Below are 15,584 nucleotides of genomic sequence, written 5' to 3' on the forward strand. Positions count from 1 at the left end.
CCGCGGCGCTTCGCGACCGTGAACAGCCAGGCGTCCGGCCGCTCCGGGATCCCCTCGACCGGCCAGCGTCTGAGCGCGACCTCGACCGCGTCCTGCACGAGGTCCTCGGCCGCGGCGAAGTCGCCGAGCAGCGACACCAACGCGCCCGCAAGCCGGCCCGCGTGATCACGGACCACGCGGGCGAGCTCGTCCTCGGTACTCACATCTGTGTCACCGGCCGGATCTCGATCACCGGGCAGGCGGGCCAGGTGCGCACCATCCGGAGTGCCTCGTCCAGGTCCTCGACCTCGATCTCGGTGAACCCGGAGACCACTTCCTTGCCCTCGATGAACGGCCCGTCGGTCGTCATCGCGACGCCTCCGTCCAGGCGGACGGTGGTCGCCGTCTCCGCGCCCTGCAGCTTGCTCCCGCGGTTCGTGATCTTGTCCGCGTGGTCGTCGAACCACTGGTACACCCGCCGGTACGCCGCCTCCTTCTCGGCCGGCGCCAACGCCTCGAAGTCCTTCGCGAACTGCTCCGTCTCGATGAACATCAGCACGTACTTCACCAGCGCACCTCCTTCAGGCCAGTGTGGCGTAGAGGTCGACCCCGTTCCCCGACGGATCGGCGACGGTCGCGTAACGCATCCCCCACGGCGCGTCGTACGGCTCCTGCAGGCCGGTCACCCCGGCGGCGACAAGCTCGGCGTACGTCGCGTCCACCGCGGCCGGCGTGTCGTACTCGAACGTGAGGAACGCCCGGCTCGACGTCGGCGGCGTCCAGTTCGCGGTGATCTTGCTGCGCGCCTCGTCGGTGTCGAGCATCAGGTGCAACCCGTTCGGCAGGTCGCAGCCGGCGTGGTCGTCCGGCATGTACTGGTCGCGCTCGAACTCGAGCCCGAGCCGGCGGTAGAACTCGATCGCGGCGCCGAGGTCGGACACGACGATGTCGATGATCTTCACGGTTGCAGACGTGGTGGGCACTGCTCTTCTCCTCTGCTGGCGAATCTGCTCGCGGACAACTCTCACTCAGCAGACGATCGGCGTACCGCGGGATCCGACACTCTGACAGGGTTGGCCCATGAAACATCCGTTCTTCGCCCGGCTGTACGCCCGGGTCCGGCCCACGCTCGACCAGGCCGGCGCCGCCGAGCACCGCCGCCGGCTGCTCGCCGGTGCCGCCGGCCGGGTGATCGAGATCGGCGCCGGCGACGGCGGGAACTTCGCGCACTACCCGCCCGAGGTCGCCCACGTCCTCGCGGTCGAGCCCGAGCCGTTCCTCCGCGCGCACGCCGTCCGCCAGGCGTCCACCGCACCGGTTCCGGTCGAGGTCGTCGACGGTACGGCGGACCGCCTGCCGGCCGCGGCCGCGTCGGCCGACGTGGTCGTGGTGTCGCTCGTCCTCTGCTCGGTCCCCGACCAGGCCACCGCCCTCGCCGAGGTCCAGCGGGTCCTCCGCCCCGGCGGCGAACTCAGGTTCTACGAGCACGTCGCCGCCGACCCCGGCCGCCTGGCCACGGTTCAGCGGGTCGCCGACGCGACCCTCTGGCCGCTCCTCGCCGGCGGCTGCCACACCCACCGCGACACGGCGGCCGCGATCCGGTCCGCCGGCTTCACCATCGACCAACTCGACCGCTTCACCTTCCCACCCGACCGCACCACCCCCGCCGGCCCGCACATCCTGGGCCGGGCCCGGCTCACGGCGTGAGGTCGGTGGCGGCGCGGCCGTCAGGGAAGTACATCGGGACCGACGCCTGGTCGTGGACGATCTGCCAGGTGCCGTCGACGCGTTGCCAGGCCGCGGTCCAGCGGACCCACATGCCGGACTCGGTGCCGTCCGGGAGGGTGCCGCTGAGCCGGTTGACGGCGTACGTCACGGCGAGGTTGCCGTCGACCAGGACCGTCAGGTCGCGGATCTCGTAGCCGAGCGGCGGCCGGTAGATCGTGAAGGCCTGTTCCCAGTTCTGCAGCTTCTTCTCCGCGCCGAGGTGCCGCAGCGGCGCCTCGACGTCGAACGAGACCAGGTTCGGCGCGAAGACGGTCTTCAGCGCGCCCAGGTCGCCGCTCCGGATCCCGTCCAGTAACGTCTCGATCCGCTCCCGGATCTCCACCTCTGATACCGCGTTGTTCGTCATGCCCGGTACGACGGGACAGGCCCGCGTAGTGTCAGACCTGACACTTCAGCGGGCCGCTTCGTCGTACGTGGTGTGCATGGTATGAGCGAGAGGACCGAGATGACCGAGCCCGGCCTGAGCGTGATCATGAGCGAACGGCGGCAGCTGATCAACCTGGCGTACCGCCTGCTCGGGTCACTGGCCGACGCCGAGGACGTGGTGCAGGAGACCTACGCCCGCTGGTACGCGCTGACGCTGCCCGAGCGGCACGCGATCGAGAACCCGGCCGCCTGGCTGACCAAGGTCGCGAGCCGGATCTGCCTCGACCTGCTGCGCTCCGCCCGGGTACGCCGGGAGCGGTACGTCGGCGAGTGGATCCCGGAGCCGCTGCCCGAGACCGTCGAGGGTCCGGCCGACCCCGCGGACCGGGTGACGCTGGACGAGTCGGTCAACATGGCGTTCCTGGTGGTCCTCGACGCGATGACGCCGGCCGAGCGGGTGTCGTTCATCCTGCACGACGTGTTCAGGTACCCGTTCCCGGAGGTCGCCGAGATCGTCGGGCGGACGCCCGCCGCCTGCCGGCAGCTCGCCTCGTCGGCGCGCCGCCGGATCCGCGAGTCGCAGTCCCCCACACCGCCGTCGGCGCGCAAGGCGGAGCTGGTCCGGGCATTCAAGGCGGCGTGGGAGGCCACCGACATCCAGGCGATCGTCAATCTGCTCGACCCGGACGCGACCGCGGTCGCCGACGGCGGCGGCCTGGTGACCGCGTTCCTGGACCCGATCCACGGGCGGGCGCAGATCGCGCAACGATTCAGCGGGCTGCCGGTCTTCCGGCACGGGCGGACGATCCTCGAACGCACCGTCAACGGTCAGCCGGGGCTGGTGATCGAGTTCGAGGGTACGGTCGAGACCGTGCTCGCGTTCGACTTCTCGGGCGACCTGATCTCGAACATCTGGACGGTCAGGAACCCGGAGAAGCTGCGGCCCTGGATGCACTGACCAGCGTCATCACGGTCTCCTGCGCACACGCCTTGTTGACGCCGATCCCACCGCGCGCGCCGCGTTTGATCCAGCCCGTCACGTAGTGCCCCGGGCGGCCGACGACGGCGCCGCGGACGTTCGGCACGATCCCGCGGTCCGGGTCGAACGGCAGGCCGTCGATCGGGGCGCCCTCGAACCCGATCGCGGTGAACAGGTTGCCTGCGGCAATTACCTCGCTCGTGTCAAGGGTCAGGCCGTAGGACGTCCAGGCGGTCGGGCGGGCGTGGTACCGGAGCTCGACCCGATCGTCGGCGAGCGCGAGCAACTCCTGGAGGGCCGGTTCGGTGTACGCCGCCTGGTCCGGGCCGCGCCGGCCGAGCAGCACGACCTCCTTGATCCCGCTGGTCGCCAGTACTTGCCGGACCTCGCGCGGAACCTCCATATCGCGGAGCTGCTTCTCGTCGCTCAGCAACATGCGTGCGATGTCCAGCGCGACGTTTCCGTTGCCGACGACAACCGCCCGCGGGCCGACCAGTGCAGCAGGCGCCGCCGCACCCGGTCGCCCGTTGTACCAGGCAACGAAATCTTCAGCGGTACAAGCCGCATCCTCGCCAGGTATCCCCAGCCGGCGACTCTGACGCGCACCGACCGCATGCACCACCGCGTCGTACCGATCGCGCGGTAGCGTTGCCGCGTCGGTTCCTGGGCGCCAGTGGACGCGGGGGTGGCGGATCAGGCGTTCGAAGGTACCGATGATCTGTTTGGTCTGGGGATGATCCGGCGCCACCCCGAAGCGGACCAGGCCGCCGAGGTCCGGGCTGCGATCCACCACGGTGATGTCGGCCGTTGTCCGGAGCAACAACTCCCGGGTCGCGTACATCCCGGCCGGCCCGGCGCCGACCACCAGCACCCGGCGCGGCCCGCCGCCCCAGACCTCGTACGACACCGGCTCCCAGCTGTCCAGATCGGTTGCCTCCAGCACCTCACGCTCGGCGAAGTACGCGGCGTTCCGCTCGACATCCGCGGCGGCCGACCGATCGGCCGGCTTCGCCGCGTCGACCGGGCAGATGTCCGCGCAGGCGCCACAGTCGATGCAGGTCCGCGGATCGATGAACAGACTCGCACCCGTCCCGAAGCCGGGCTCCCCCGGCGACGGATGAATACTGTTCATCGGGCAGACCGCGACGCAGCTCGCATCCGAGCAGCAGTCGCCCGAGATCGCGAACGTCACAGCAGACCGGTCCGCCGGTACACGCGGGCCGCCGCCGGTGTCAGCAGTCCGACCGAGCCGAGGAAGTCCATCAAGTTCGCGCAGCTGGTCCGCAGCAGCGACCGGTGGTGCTCGTTCCGCCGCGCCTCGCGGACCGCCCGGTCGGCGTCCAGCCCGACGTTCACGTACACCTCGCGCCCGACCATGCTGGACACGATCATGTCCGCCGCGATCGCGATCACCAGCGCACTCACCCAGCGCCGCCCGCGGCCCGCCTTCGCCAGCCGCTCCCGGGTCTCCTCGCGGGCGAACACCATGTGCCGCGACTCCTCGACCACGTGGATGTGGTTCACGGTCCGGACCAGCGGCTCGACCCGGTTGTCCCGCATCCAGTCCCGCTGCATCACGTCCAGGACCTCCTCGGCGACCAGGATCGCGGCGTACGCCGACTCGCCGGTCGCCACGGTCTTGAACATCCGCCCGAGCTCACGGGCCAGCAGCCGCGGCCGGTACGCCGGGTCGACCAGCCGGCCGGACGCCTTCGCGAACATGATCGAGTGCCGGCACTCGTCGGCGATCTCGGTCAGCGCCCACTGGAACTCCGAGCTCCGCGCGGGCTTGTCGTAGATGTCCCGCAGGATCAACTGCTGCAGGATCATCTCGAACCAGATCCCGGTCGTCGCCGTCGACGCGGACTCGTGCCGGGTCAGCTCGCGCTGCTGCGCCTCGGTCAGCTCGGCCCAGTACGGCGTGCCGTACAGCGTGCTCCATTCCGGCGACATCCCGTACCCGTCGCCGACCGGGGCGTCCCAGTCGATCTCCGTCTCGGGATCCCGGGACAACCGGCTCGCCGACCCCAGCAACCGCTCAGCGGTCTGGTCCATCGCACACACCTCCGGAGCGATATGACATCGTCTATGTAACATAACTGATGGTTCACGCTGTTGTCGAGATGCACGCCGATGTAACGCGCGCTACAGTGCCGTCTGTGACGGATCGATGGCTGGTGTTGCTGGTACGGATCCCGGCGGAGCCCACGCGGCATCGGGTGGCGGTCTGGCGGGAGCTGCGCAAGGCGGGCGCGCTGTCCCTCGGGCAGGGCATCTGGGCGCTTCCCGAGCTCCCGGTCTTCGAGGCGGCGGTGCAGCGGACCACTGAGCTGGTCGCCCGCGCCGAGGGCGAGTTGACGATGCTCGAGGCGGCCGGACGGGACGCGGCCGACGGCGCCCGGCTGCGCGGGCTGTACGACGAGGCGCGGCGCGCGGACTGGACCGAGTTCCTGGCGGACTGCGGGAAGTTCGAGGACGAGATCGCCAAGGAGATCCGGATCGAGAAGTTCACCCTGGCCGAGCTCGAGGAGGAGGAGCAGAGCCTCGAACGCCTGCGCCGCTGGCACCGCGACCTCACCAGCCGGGACGTCTTCGGTACGCCGGAGGCGGCCGAGGCGACCGCCCGGCTGAAGGACTGCGTCGCCTGCTGCGAGGAGTACGCCGAGCTCGTGTTCCGCGCGTTGCACCAGCTTCCGGGTGATGCCCGGTGAAGAAGATGTGGCCGCTGTACGGCGCCGGCTTCACCACCGCGTTCGGCGCGCACGCGATCGCGGCGAACCTCGGCGGTTCGTCGAACGACGCCGTACGGTCGCTGTTGACGCTCGGTTTCCTGCTCGCGCTGTACGACGGCGCCGAAGTACTGCTGAAGCCGGTCTTCGGCACGATCTCGGACCGGGTCGGCGCGCGCCCCGTACTGCTGTTCGGACTGATCGGCTTCGCCGTTGCCTCCGGCACCTATGTGGTCGCGGACCGGCCCGGCTGGCTGTGGGTCGCCCGGCTCGGCCAGGGCGCGGCGGCGTCGGCCTTCTCCCCCGCCGCGTCCGCGCTCGTCGCCCGGCTCAATCCGTCGGCGAAGCACGGGCGGGCGTTCGGCAGCTACGGCTTCTACAAGAGCATCGGGTACACGGCCGGGCCGTTGCTCGGCGGTGGGATCGTCTGGCTCGGTGGCTTCCGGCTGCTGTTCGGCGTGATGACGGTCCTCGCCGTGGCCGTTGCCGTGTGGGCGTTCGTCGTCGTACCCGTCGTACCGCCGCTGCCCCGGACCCGGCAGACCGTGCTGGATCTCGCGCGCCGGATCACCGACCCGGCGTTCCTGCGGCCGACCGCGGCGCTCGCGGCGGCGACGGCCGCGTTGTCGGTGGGCGTCGGGTTCCTGCCGGTCACCGGTGCGTCGGACGGACTCGGGACGATCGCCACCGGCGCGGCCGTTTCCTTGCTCGCGGCAACGGCCGCCGTCGTCCAGCCACGGTCCGGCCGGGCGCTGGACGCGGGCAAGCTGACCACGCGCGCGGGCATCGCGATCGGCCTGGGGCTGGCGTCCGCCGGGTTCGTGTGCGCGGCGTTGCCCGGTGTGGTGTCCCTGCTGATCGCGGCTGCGCTGATCGGCGCCGGGACGGGCGTGATCACCCCGCTCGGGTTCGCGGCGCTCGCGGCGAGCACGCCGCCGGAGCGGATGGGTCAGTCGATGGGCACGGCCGAGCTCGGCCGCGAACTCGGCGACGCGGGCGGCCCGCTGCTCGTCGCGGCCGTCGCGTCGATCGCCGTACTCGACACCGGGTACGTCGTCCTCGCCGTCCTGCTCGCTCTCCTGCTGCTCATACTCCGCCGGGTACGAAGCTGAACAGGCTCTGACCCTTCACCAGAGGTTCAGGTACGCCGGTGAAGCGGTGCACGCCGACACCGAACCCGACCTCCTTGGCCGACACCCAGACCCGCTCGAAGCCACTCGTCTCGAACCAGTCGCAGATCGACGGCACCACGTCCGGGTCGCCGCGGTGCCGGGTCCAGATCACCGTCGCGCCGGTGCGGCAGAACTGCCGGCTGCCCGCGATCGTCCGCTGGATGTCGGCGTTCGTGATGTTCCCGAAGATCCCGCACAGCAGCACGACCTCGGCCGGTACGAACCCGTCGTACTGCTCCGTCAGCGAAGCGTCACCGGTGACGACCTCGACCTGCGGCGGCGCGTGCTCTCGCGCCACCGCGGCCAGCTCCGGATCCAGCTCGACCAGCCGCGCCCGTACGTCGTCCCGGCGCGGATGATCCACCAGTACACCGAGCAGGTCCCGCCCCTGCCCCGCGCAGAGTTTGATCACCGGGATCGGTCCGGCCGGCGCCCGGTCGAGCGCGGCCCGCAGCTGTGCCTGCACGGTCAGCAACCGCCCCGACAGCTCGGACCCGGGATCGTCGTACTGCTGATGCCATGCCCGCCAGTCCATGTCAGCCGACACTACGGTCCCCGTGGGTCGATGCAGCACCATTGATCTGTAACCTCACAGTGACCGACAGGCAGGAACTTCCGGGGCCGATGGATAGTTGTTCTTCCGGAGCCCGTGCGCGATCAGAGGAGAGTCATGGCAAGGCGTGTCGAACAGAAGGCTGCGGCCCGGGAGCGGATCGCCGCGCAGCAGGCCGCCCAACGGCGGGCCGAGCAGCGCCGGCGGCTTCTGCTCGCGGTCGGCGCGGTCGTTCTGGTCGTGGTGATCGTCGGCGGGCTGGTTGCGATCCGGCTGGTCGGCGGCGGCAAGAAGACGGCCAGCACGCCGAGCGGAGCCCTCGACCCGTCGCTGGTCACGGCCCTCGGCTCGATCCCGGACTCGACGTTCTCCACGGTCGGCAGCGCCGGTGTGCAGACGGCGCCGTCCATGATCAGCAACGCCCCGGCCCTGACCGACAACGGCAAGCCGAAGGTGCTCTACATCGGCGCCGAGTACTGCCCGTTCTGCGCCGCCGAGCGCTGGCCGGTCGTGGTCGCGCTGTCCCGGTTCGGCACCTTCAAGGACCTCGGTACGACGCACTCCGCCGCCGCGGACGTGCACCCGAACACGCCGTCGCTGTCGTTCCACGGCTCGACGTACACCAGCCAGTACCTGTCCTTCACCGGCGTCGAGACCACCACGAACGAGGTGCAGGGCAACAGCTACAAGCCGCTCGACACCCCGTCGGCCGCCGACCAGCAGACGCTGCAGACCTACGACAACCCGCCGTACGTCAGCAAGGACAGCGCCGGGTCGATCCCGTTCATCGACATCGGCAACAAGGTCATCGGCTCCGGGGCGACGTACAACCCGGACCTGCTGGCCGGTAAGACGCAGGCGCAGATCGTCGACGCGCTGAAGGATCCGGCGAACCCGATCACCAAGGCGGTCATCGGGTCCGCCAACGTCTACACGGCGGCGATCTGCAAGATCACCAACAACCAGCCGGCCAAGGTGTGCTCGACCCCGGCGGTCACGGCGGCCGCGGGCAAGCTCGGCGCTGCGAAGGGCTGACCGATGACCGGCACCGCGCAGCGGTCCTCGTCCCGGGCCTCGTTGGGCCTGATCCCGTGGCTGACCCTGGCGGTCTCGATCGCCGGGCTCGCGGTCGCGGCGTACCTCACCTACGAGCACTTCACCGCCGGCACCACGCTGGCCTGTCCCGACACCGGCGTGGTCAACTGCGCCAAGGTCACCAGCAGCCAGTACTCGAAGGTCTTCGGCATCCCGGTCGCAGTGCTCGGCCTGGCGTTCTTCATCGGCATGACCGCGCTGTCGGTCCCGCCGATGTGGCGTACGTCGTCCCCGTGGCCCGGGCGGCTGCGGCTGATCGGCGTACTGACCGGCGTGGTCTTCGTCTGCTACCTGATCTGGGCCGAGCTGTTCCAAATCAACGCGATCTGCCTGTGGTGCACCGTCGTCCACGCCCTGACCCTGGTGCTGTTCGGCCTGATCATCGTCCGGCTCGCCCTCGTCCCACCGGCTTCATGAACTAGTCCCACTTCGGGTACCGGTGCGGCATGGGATCGCCAGGGGCCGAGGAGTGGGTGCCGCACGACGGCGGGATGCGGAAGGTACGGGCGCTGCTTCCCGACTGTCGTGGGTGTGAGCTGTGGGAGGACGCCGACCAGGTCGTACCGGGCGAGGGACCGGTGCGGTCCCGGATGATGCTGGTCGGCGAGACACCGGGCGATCACGAGGACAAGGAAGGCCACGTCTTCGTCGGCCCGGCAGGGCACCTGCTGGACAAGGCCCTGGCGGAGGCCGGGATCGACCGGGCGCAGGTCTACCTGACGAACGCCGTCAAGCACTTCCGGTTCGAGCGTCAGGGGAAGCGGCGGATCCACAAGACGCCGTCGGCCGGCCAGATCACGGCATGCCGTCCGTGGCTCGTACGCGAGCTCGAGATCGTCAAGCCGGAGCTGGTCGTCGTGATGGGATCCGTCGCCGCGAAGGCGCTGCTCGGCTCTGCCTTCCGGGTCACCCAGGAGCGCGGTAAACGGGTCGAGCTGCCGGACGGGCGGCCGGCGGTCGCGACCGTCCACCCGTCCGCCGTCGTCCGCTCGGACGAGTTCCGGCGGGACTTCGGGCGCTTCGTCGACGACCTGCGCGTCGCCATCGGCCTACTCGGCTGACCACCGCCAGTCGCGGACCTCCGGCAGGTCCTCGCCGTACTGCGTGACGTACGCGTGGTGCCGGGTGCGCTGGTCGGCGAAGTACTGGCGGGTCGTGGCGGCCCGGGTACCGAGGGACGGGACGCGGTCGATGACGTCCATGGCCAGGTGGTACCGGTCGAGGTTGTTGCGGACGACCATGTCGAACGGCGTGGTCGTCGTACCCTCCTCGATGTAGCCGCGGACGTGCAGGTTCGCGTGGCCGCGGCGGCGGTAGGTGAGGCGGTGGATCAGCCACGGGTAGCCGTGGTACGCGAAGATCACCGGCTTGTCGGTGGTGAACAAGGCGTCGTACTCCGCGTCCGGCAGCCCGTGCGGATGTTCGGTCGCGTCCTGCAGCCGCATCAGGTCCACCACGTTCACGACCCGGATCCGCAACTCCGGAAGATGCTCGCGGAGCAGCGAGACCGCGGCGAGCGTCTCCATCGTCGGTACGTCGCCCGCGCACGCCATCACCACGTCCGGGTCGCCGGCGTCGTTACTCGCGAAGTCCCAGATCCCGGCGCCGCGCGCGCAGTGCAGGGCGGCGGCGTCCCAGTCGAGCCAGTTCGGCTGCGGTTGCTTGCCGGCGACAACGACGTTGATGTAGTTCCGGGTCCGCAGGCAGTGGTCCATCGTGGACAGCAGCGTGTTCGTGTCCGGCGGCAGGTAGACGCGGACGACCTCGGCCTTCTTGTTCACCACGTGGTCGATGAACCCGGGATCCTGGTGCGAGAACCCGTTGTGGTCCTGCCGCCACACGTGCGAGGTGAGCAGGTAGTTCAGCGACGGGATCCGCCGCCGCCAGTCCAGCCGGTTGATCGTCTTCAGCCACTTCGCGTGCTGGTTCACCATCGAGTCGACGATGTGCACGAACGCCTCGTACGACGAGAACAACCCGTGCCGGCCGGTCAGCAGGTACCCCTCGAGCCAGCCTTGGCAGGTGTGCTCGCTGAGGATCTCCAGCACCCGGCCGTCGGCGGCGAGGTGGTTGTCGGTGTCGAACCGCTCCGCGAGCCAGCGCTTGCCGGTCTCCTCGTACACCGCTGTCAGCCGGTTGGACTCGGTCTCGTCCGGCCCGAACAGCCGCAGGTTGTCCGGGTTGAGCCGGAACGCGTCGCGCAGGAACGCACCGAACACCTTGGTCGGCTCCCCGTCCTCGGCGCCCGGCACCTTCACGGGTATGGCGTATTCCGCGACCGCGGGGAGCTCCAGGTCACGGCTCAGTACGCCGCCGTTCGCGTGCGGGCTCGATCCCATCCGCCGTTCCGGGACGAGTTCCAGCAGGTCCGGCACCGGCCGGCCCTGGTCGTCGAACAGCTCCTCGGGGCGGTAGCTGCGCAGCCAGTACTCCAGTTGCCGCAGGTGGTCCTCGTTCGTCCGGACGCCGGACAGCGGCACCTGGTGCGCCCGCCAGGTGCCTTCGACCAGCTCGCCGTCCACGGTGTGCGGGCCGGTCCAGCCCTTCGGCGTACGGAGAACGATCATCGGCCAGGCCGGCCGTACGGTCTCGGTCTTGATCTCGTCGATCCGGTCCAGGCAGGCGTCGAGCGTCGCCGCCAGCGCCTGGTGCACCTCGGCCGGGTCGGACCCCTCGACCAGGTACGGGTCGTACCCGTAGCCGGTCATCAGCGCCGTCAGCTCGTCGTCACCGATCCGGGCGAGCACCGCCGGGTTCGCGATCTTGTACCCGTTCAGGTGCAGGATCGGCAGCACGGCGCCGTCGCGGGCCGGGTTCAGGAACTTGTTCGAGTGCCAGGACGCGGCCAGCGGACCGGTCTCGGCCTCCCCGTCCCCCACCACGCAGGCCACGAGCAGGTCCGGATTGTCGGCGGCCGCGCCGTACGCGTGGCTCAGCGAGTACCCCAGCTCGCCGCCCTCGTTGATCGACCCCGGTACGTCGGCCGCGACGTGACTCGGTACGCCGCCCGGGAACGAGAACTGCTTGAACAGCCGGGCCATCCCCACCTCGTCGCGGGTGGTGTTCGGGTACGCCGCCGTCCAGCTCCCCTCCAGCCAGGTGTTCGCGACCAGGGCCGGGCCGCCGTGCCCCGGCCCGGTCACGAACAGCACATCACGGTCGCGCCGCCGGATCACCCGGTTCAGGTGTGCGTAGAGCAGATTCAGCCCGGGCGTCGTCCCCCAGTGACCGAGGAGCCGCGGCTTGATGTGCTCGGCCCGGAGCGGTTCCCGGAGCAGCGGGTTGGCGAGCAGATAGATCTGCCCGACGGACAGGTAGTTCGCCGCCCGCCAGTACGCGTCGATCCCGCGCAGTTCCTGCTCGCTCAGCGGCACCCCGTCGATCCGCTGCACGTCAGCGTCCGACGGCCTTGGCGAGCTGAGCCTTCGTCATCTTCGACCGGCCCTTGACGTTCTTCTCCTTGGCCTCGTTGTACAGCTGGTCCCGGGTCCGGCCGCCGGACCCGCTGTGCGAGCGGAACCCACCGCGCCGGCTCGACGAGATGTCATGCGTCGACGTACGGCTCTTCTGCTTCGACTCCCCGGCGCGAGCCCGTTCCTTGTTCACGGTGCGGGCCGCGATCTCCTCGGCGACGTCCTCGCTGCGGCCGCGGTCCTTCAGTCCGGCCTTGATGTGCTCGTACTGGCGTTCGCGCTTCCGGTTCGATCCTGCAGGCATCGGACAGACCTCCTTCTGACCAGATCCACTGGAGTTCACTCTGTACCCGGTGCCGGTCTGCAACATTCGGGCCCGGGCAGGTAGCATGGGTTCGCGATCGCGCATACAGGAGCGGTGAATTCTGAAAGCCGTGTTCCTGGGCACTCTCTGGGCGACCCTCTGGACGACACCGGGTGGCGTCTCGTCGGCGGGTCGGTCCCCGCGCGGTCCGGCGTTCCGCCACGGCCCGGTCGTGGCACGACACAGGAGGAAATGTTGGCCCGACGAGGTCAGCGCCAGCCCGGCGCTACCCGTTCCGCACCCCGTCGACGGCGGCGCGTCCGCGACGGCGAGTCCGACGGTCTGATCCAGGTTCTCGCCCAGGCGGTCCGCGAGGTCGAGAACGCGGTCACCCGCGGCGCGATCAAGCCGTCGACGAGGACGAAGTTCCAGGTCGTCGCGCTGCTGGTCCGCGAGGAGCGGGCCCGGGTGAACGGCGACGCCGCAGCCACCGAGGCGTACCGGACCGAGCAGCTCCGGCGGCTGGACGGGATCGCGACGATCCTGGCCAAGACCGCCGCGATGGAGCCGTCACTGCTGGTGCTGCTGGCCGAGGACGCGGTGATCTCGGAGGCGGCGGCCGCGCTCAAGCGGCAGATGCTGGACGAGGCCGGCCTCGAGGTCCCCGAAGAGCCGGAGCCGGCCGAGCCGGTGGCGGCCCCGGAGACCCAGGCCCGGCGGGTGGTGCCACAGGCGGTGGTCTCCCGGCAGCTGGCGAACCCGTTCCTCGCTCCGGACTTCTCCGCTCCCCCGTCCCGCCCGGCCGGTCCGAGCCGGCTCGGCGGCTGGGAGCTGATCGGCCCGCTGCTGCGCTCGTTCGAGCACGCGGCGGCCTCGGCGACCATGACGCTGCCGGACCCGACCTCGCTGCGGCTGGCCGGCGGGATCGACGCGCTCCGGCTCCGCGGCCTGGAGCTGATGCCGCACCAGGCCCGGCTGATCGCCGCCGCCGCGGAGGGGCACCGGACGTTCCTGCTCGCCGACGAGCCCGGCCTCGGCAAGACCGCCCAGGCGCTGCTCGCCGCGCAGGCCGCGGACGCCTACCCGCTGCTGGCCGTCGTACCGAACGTGGTCAAGACCAACTGGGCCCGTGAGGCCGGTCTCTGGACCCCGCGCAAGACCCCCACGGTGATCCACGGCGACGGCGACACGATCGACGGCTTCGCGGACATCGTGGTGGTGAACTACGAGGTCCTCGACCGGCACGTGGGTTGGCTCGGCGACCTCGGCTTCCGCGGCATGGTGGTGGACGAGGCGCACTTCATCAAGAACAAGAAGTCGCAGCGCTCCCGGAACGTGCTCGAGCTGTCCAACCGGATCCGTTCCAAGACCGCCCGGCCGCTGCTGATGGCGCTCACCGGTACGCCGCTGATCAACTCGATCGAGGACTTCACCGCGATCTGGGAGTTCCTCGGCTGGGTCGACGAGAAGGCGCCGCGGGCCGAGCTGATGGAGAAGCTCGACGCCACCGACCTGACGCCGGCCGACCCCGGTTTCGCGGCGGCCGCCCGGGCCAGCGTGATCGACATGGGCATCGTCCGGCGCCGCAAGGTGGACGTCGCCGCGGACATCCCGGCCCGCCGGATCGCGGACCTGCCGGTCGAGCTGGACGGCGCCGTCGGGCGCTCGATCCGGGCCGCCGAGCGGGAGCTCGCCGACCGGCTGGTCGAGCGGTACCGGACCGCGCTGGAGACCCGCCGCGCGGGTGCCGTCGTGGACGGGATCGACCACGACCTGGTCCGCCAGGTGGCCGGCTGGGAGCGGACCGAGATGGCCGCCAAGAAGACCGGCGACAACGTGTTCAGCCTGTTCCGCCGGATCGGCCAGGCGAAGGCCGGGCTGGCGGCGGACTACGCCGCGCAGCTGGCGCAGAACGTCGGCAAGGTGGTCTTCTTCGCCCGGCACATCGAGGTGATGGACACCGCCGAGGAGCTGTTCGCCGAGCGCGGCATCCGGTACTCCTCGATCCGCGGCGACCAGACGTCGCGGACCCGGCAGAAGAACATCGATGCCTTCGTCAACGATCCCGAGGTGTCGATCGCGGTCTGCTCGCTGCTCACCGCGGGCGTCGGCCTGAACCTGCAGGTCTCCTCGAACGTCGTCCTCGCCGAGCTCTCCTGGACGAACGCCGAGCAGACCCAGGCGATCGACCGGGTGCACCGGATCGGCCAGGACGAGCCGGTCACCGCGTGGCGGATCATCGCCGCGCAGACCATCGACACTCGCGTCGCGGACCTGATCGATGCCAAGGCCGGCCTGGCCGCGATGGCCCTCGACGGCTCCGACGAGGAGGTCGGCTCCTCGGCGGACTTCCAGCTCGAGGCCCTGACCGCCTTGCTGACCCGGGCCCTAGAGGCCGCTGCCTGACAGCTCGCCCACCGGCAACTCGACCGCCAGCTGGTTGGTTGCCGGGGCGAGTGGGCAGGTCCACTCGGGGCTGTAGGCGCAGGACGGGTTGTAGGCGAAGTTCAGGTCCACGACGAAGTGGCCCGTGGACAGGTCGCTGCCGAGGTCGGCGCCCTTGACGGTGTCGATCAGGTAGCGGCCGCCGCCGTACGTCGTGCTGCTGGGGTCCTTGACCGGGACGAACAGGCCGCCGCCGTACGACTCCAGCCACCAGACGTCGAGGTCGCCGATCGGCAGGTGCAGGACGCCGACCCGGGAGAACGGGATCACCCCGTCCGTCGCCGACTGGAACTCCCAGTTGTGCGGCTTCACGTCGGTGTCGATGGTGGCCTCGTAGCGGTACTGCGGGTTGTAGCGGGCGACGGGTGCGCCGCCGTACGTCTCACGGTGCTGGGCCGGGACCGGTGAGGCTGGGTGGTGGGCCAGGAGGTCGTTGCGGGTGGCTTGCCAGTGGGCGTGGGCCGTGGCAGGGTCGCGTTCCGCGCGGATGGCGCGGTACAGCTCGAACACCTGCCGTCGCCAGTCCGCTACGGCGAGCGCCGGTGCTCCGAAACGCAGCGCAGCACCTGGCGACGCTTTCTCCGCATCCATCGGATCTCCTGTCAGGTCTTGAGGGCCTTGGCGGACTGCGTCCAGTACTTGTGGATCTTGTCCAGGTACGACTGCGCCTGCGGACCTGCCTTCCGGCCGCGGGCGAAGATCCGCATGTTGCCGCCGCCGGCGTTGTAGCCGAGGGCAAGCAACTCGTCCTTGGTGTAGAG

At 70.3% G+C, this 15,584-nt stretch carries 18 protein-coding genes; 8 read left to right on the top strand and 10 right to left on the bottom strand.

Annotated features, from left to right (window positions below):
- The 3 genes from VFF46_RS02710 to VFF46_RS02720 all read right to left on the bottom strand — a co-directional run.
- Positions 1 to 203: sigma factor (locus tag VFF46_RS02710; protein ID WP_325035383.1), on the bottom strand; the 203-nt coding region annotated here is incomplete at its 3' end.
- Complete coding sequence (locus VFF46_RS02715) at positions 200 to 547, bottom strand: YciI family protein (protein WP_325035384.1); 348 nt, start codon at positions 545 to 547, stop codon at positions 200 to 202. The genes VFF46_RS02715 and VFF46_RS02710, both read right to left, overlap by 4 nt.
- Positions 548 to 560: 13 nt before the next feature.
- Positions 561 to 962, bottom strand: a complete 402-nt coding sequence (locus tag VFF46_RS02720; protein WP_325035385.1) for a VOC family protein — start codon at positions 960 to 962, stop codon at positions 561 to 563.
- 97 nt (positions 963 to 1,059) lie between these two features.
- On the opposite strand from VFF46_RS02720, the gene VFF46_RS02725 reads away from it, so the two are divergent.
- Positions 1,060 to 1,686, top strand: a complete 627-nt coding sequence (locus tag VFF46_RS02725) for a class I SAM-dependent methyltransferase (protein WP_325035386.1) — start codon at positions 1,060 to 1,062, stop codon at positions 1,684 to 1,686.
- On the opposite strand, the gene VFF46_RS02730 is transcribed toward VFF46_RS02725, so the two are convergent.
- Positions 1,676 to 2,113, bottom strand: a complete 438-nt coding sequence (locus tag VFF46_RS02730; protein ID WP_325035387.1) for a YybH family protein — start codon at positions 2,111 to 2,113, stop codon at positions 1,676 to 1,678. The genes VFF46_RS02725 and VFF46_RS02730 overlap by 11 nt on opposite strands.
- An 81-nt stretch (positions 2,114 to 2,194) precedes the next feature.
- Here VFF46_RS02730 and sigJ point away from each other — a divergent pair, with 81 nt between their 5' ends.
- Positions 2,195 to 3,091, top strand: coding sequence for an RNA polymerase sigma factor SigJ (gene sigJ / locus VFF46_RS02735; RefSeq protein WP_325035388.1), 897 nt, complete (start codon positions 2,195 to 2,197; stop codon positions 3,089 to 3,091).
- Here the strand turns inward: sigJ and VFF46_RS02740 are convergent.
- The gene (locus VFF46_RS02740) at positions 3,054 to 4,304 is read right to left on the bottom strand and encodes an FAD-dependent oxidoreductase (RefSeq protein WP_325035389.1); all 1,251 of its coding nucleotides are present in this window, start codon (positions 4,302 to 4,304) and stop codon (positions 3,054 to 3,056) included. The two genes, sigJ and VFF46_RS02740, sit on opposite strands and share 38 nt — an antisense overlap.
- Positions 4,301 to 5,167, bottom strand: coding sequence for a diiron oxygenase (locus tag VFF46_RS02745; protein WP_325035390.1), 867 nt, complete (start codon positions 5,165 to 5,167; stop codon positions 4,301 to 4,303). The genes VFF46_RS02740 and VFF46_RS02745 overlap by 4 nt, the downstream gene beginning before the upstream one ends.
- A gap of 104 nt (positions 5,168 to 5,271) precedes the next feature.
- Between VFF46_RS02745 and VFF46_RS02750 the strand changes: the two genes are divergently transcribed.
- Both VFF46_RS02750 and VFF46_RS02755 read left to right on the top strand, forming a co-directional pair.
- Positions 5,272 to 5,823, top strand: coding sequence for a Chromate resistance protein ChrB (locus VFF46_RS02750; protein ID WP_325035391.1), 552 nt, complete (start codon positions 5,272 to 5,274; stop codon positions 5,821 to 5,823).
- A gap of 5 nt (positions 5,824 to 5,828) precedes the next feature.
- Complete coding sequence (locus tag VFF46_RS02755; RefSeq protein ID WP_325035400.1) at positions 5,829 to 6,953, top strand: MFS transporter; 1,125 nt, start codon at positions 5,829 to 5,831, stop codon at positions 6,951 to 6,953.
- On the opposite strand, the gene VFF46_RS02760 is transcribed toward VFF46_RS02755, so the two are convergent.
- Positions 6,928 to 7,548, bottom strand: coding sequence for an SAM-dependent methyltransferase (locus VFF46_RS02760; RefSeq protein ID WP_325035392.1), 621 nt, complete (start codon positions 7,546 to 7,548; stop codon positions 6,928 to 6,930). The genes VFF46_RS02755 and VFF46_RS02760 overlap by 26 nt on opposite strands.
- A 135-nt stretch (positions 7,549 to 7,683) precedes the next feature.
- On the opposite strand from VFF46_RS02760, the gene VFF46_RS02765 reads away from it, so the two are divergent.
- The 3 genes from VFF46_RS02765 to VFF46_RS02775 are packed head-to-tail and all read left to right on the top strand — an operon-like array spanning position 7,684 to position 9,722.
- On the top strand, positions 7,684 to 8,601 hold the full coding sequence (locus VFF46_RS02765) for a DUF929 family protein (RefSeq protein WP_325035393.1): 918 nt from the start codon (positions 7,684 to 7,686) through the stop codon (positions 8,599 to 8,601).
- A gap of 3 nt (positions 8,602 to 8,604) precedes the next feature.
- Positions 8,605 to 9,078 (top strand): vitamin K epoxide reductase family protein, encoded by a 474-nt coding sequence (locus tag VFF46_RS02770; RefSeq protein WP_325035394.1) that lies wholly within the window; start codon positions 8,605 to 8,607, stop codon positions 9,076 to 9,078.
- Between the two features lie 29 nt (positions 9,079 to 9,107).
- Positions 9,108 to 9,722 (top strand): UdgX family uracil-DNA binding protein, encoded by a 615-nt coding sequence (locus VFF46_RS02775; RefSeq protein ID WP_325035395.1) that lies wholly within the window; start codon positions 9,108 to 9,110, stop codon positions 9,720 to 9,722.
- Here the strand turns inward: VFF46_RS02775 and VFF46_RS02780 are convergent.
- The gene (locus tag VFF46_RS02780) at positions 9,711 to 12,053 is read right to left on the bottom strand and encodes a phosphoketolase family protein (protein ID WP_325035396.1); all 2,343 of its coding nucleotides are present in this window, start codon (positions 12,051 to 12,053) and stop codon (positions 9,711 to 9,713) included. The two genes, VFF46_RS02775 and VFF46_RS02780, sit on opposite strands and share 12 nt — an antisense overlap.
- Before the next feature lies 1 nt (position 12,054).
- Positions 12,055 to 12,378: a plasmid stabilization protein gene (locus VFF46_RS02785; protein ID WP_325035397.1), complete on the bottom strand. Its 324-nt coding sequence runs from the start codon at positions 12,376 to 12,378 to the stop codon at positions 12,055 to 12,057.
- Positions 12,379 to 12,630: 252 nt separating this feature from the next.
- On the opposite strand from VFF46_RS02785, the gene VFF46_RS02790 reads away from it, so the two are divergent.
- Positions 12,631 to 14,784 (top strand): DEAD/DEAH box helicase, encoded by a 2,154-nt coding sequence (locus tag VFF46_RS02790; protein WP_325035398.1) that lies wholly within the window; start codon positions 12,631 to 12,633, stop codon positions 14,782 to 14,784.
- On the opposite strand, the gene VFF46_RS02795 is transcribed toward VFF46_RS02790, so the two are convergent.
- Positions 14,767 to 15,414, bottom strand: coding sequence for a DUF1684 domain-containing protein (locus VFF46_RS02795; RefSeq protein WP_325035399.1), 648 nt, complete (start codon positions 15,412 to 15,414; stop codon positions 14,767 to 14,769). The genes VFF46_RS02790 and VFF46_RS02795 overlap by 18 nt on opposite strands.
- Positions 15,415 to 15,584: the final 170 nt, after the last annotated feature.

This window comes from Kribbella sp. (assembly GCF_035655035.1).
Lineage (GTDB): Bacteria > Actinomycetota > Actinomycetes > Propionibacteriales > Kribbellaceae > Kribbella.

Excerpts from the sequence above, each read along its gene's own strand:
- VFF46_RS02795 (WP_325035399.1), bottom strand. The coding sequence starts at position 15,414 with ATGGATGCGGAGAAAGCGTCGCCAGGTGCTGCGCTGCGTTTCGGAGCA.
- VFF46_RS02790 (WP_325035398.1), top strand. The coding sequence starts at position 12,631 with ATGTTGGCCCGACGAGGTCAGCGCCAGCCCGGCGCTACCCGTTCCGCA.
- VFF46_RS02770 (WP_325035394.1), top strand. The coding sequence starts at position 8,605 with ATGACCGGCACCGCGCAGCGGTCCTCGTCCCGGGCCTCGTTGGGCCTG.
- VFF46_RS02755 (WP_325035400.1), top strand. The coding sequence starts at position 5,829 with ATGTGGCCGCTGTACGGCGCCGGCTTCACCACCGCGTTCGGCGCGCAC.
- VFF46_RS02785 (WP_325035397.1), bottom strand. The coding sequence starts at position 12,378 with ATGCCTGCAGGATCGAACCGGAAGCGCGAACGCCAGTACGAGCACATC.
- VFF46_RS02760 (WP_325035392.1), bottom strand. The coding sequence starts at position 7,548 with ATGGACTGGCGGGCATGGCATCAGCAGTACGACGATCCCGGGTCCGAG.
- VFF46_RS02775 (WP_325035395.1), top strand. The coding sequence starts at position 9,108 with ATGGGATCGCCAGGGGCCGAGGAGTGGGTGCCGCACGACGGCGGGATG.
- sigJ (WP_325035388.1), top strand. The coding sequence starts at position 2,195 with ATGAGCGAGAGGACCGAGATGACCGAGCCCGGCCTGAGCGTGATCATG.
- VFF46_RS02745 (WP_325035390.1), bottom strand. The coding sequence starts at position 5,167 with ATGGACCAGACCGCTGAGCGGTTGCTGGGGTCGGCGAGCCGGTTGTCC.
- VFF46_RS02765 (WP_325035393.1), top strand. The coding sequence starts at position 7,684 with ATGGCAAGGCGTGTCGAACAGAAGGCTGCGGCCCGGGAGCGGATCGCC.
- VFF46_RS02730 (WP_325035387.1), bottom strand. The coding sequence starts at position 2,113 with ATGACGAACAACGCGGTATCAGAGGTGGAGATCCGGGAGCGGATCGAG.
- VFF46_RS02725 (WP_325035386.1), top strand. The coding sequence starts at position 1,060 with ATGAAACATCCGTTCTTCGCCCGGCTGTACGCCCGGGTCCGGCCCACG.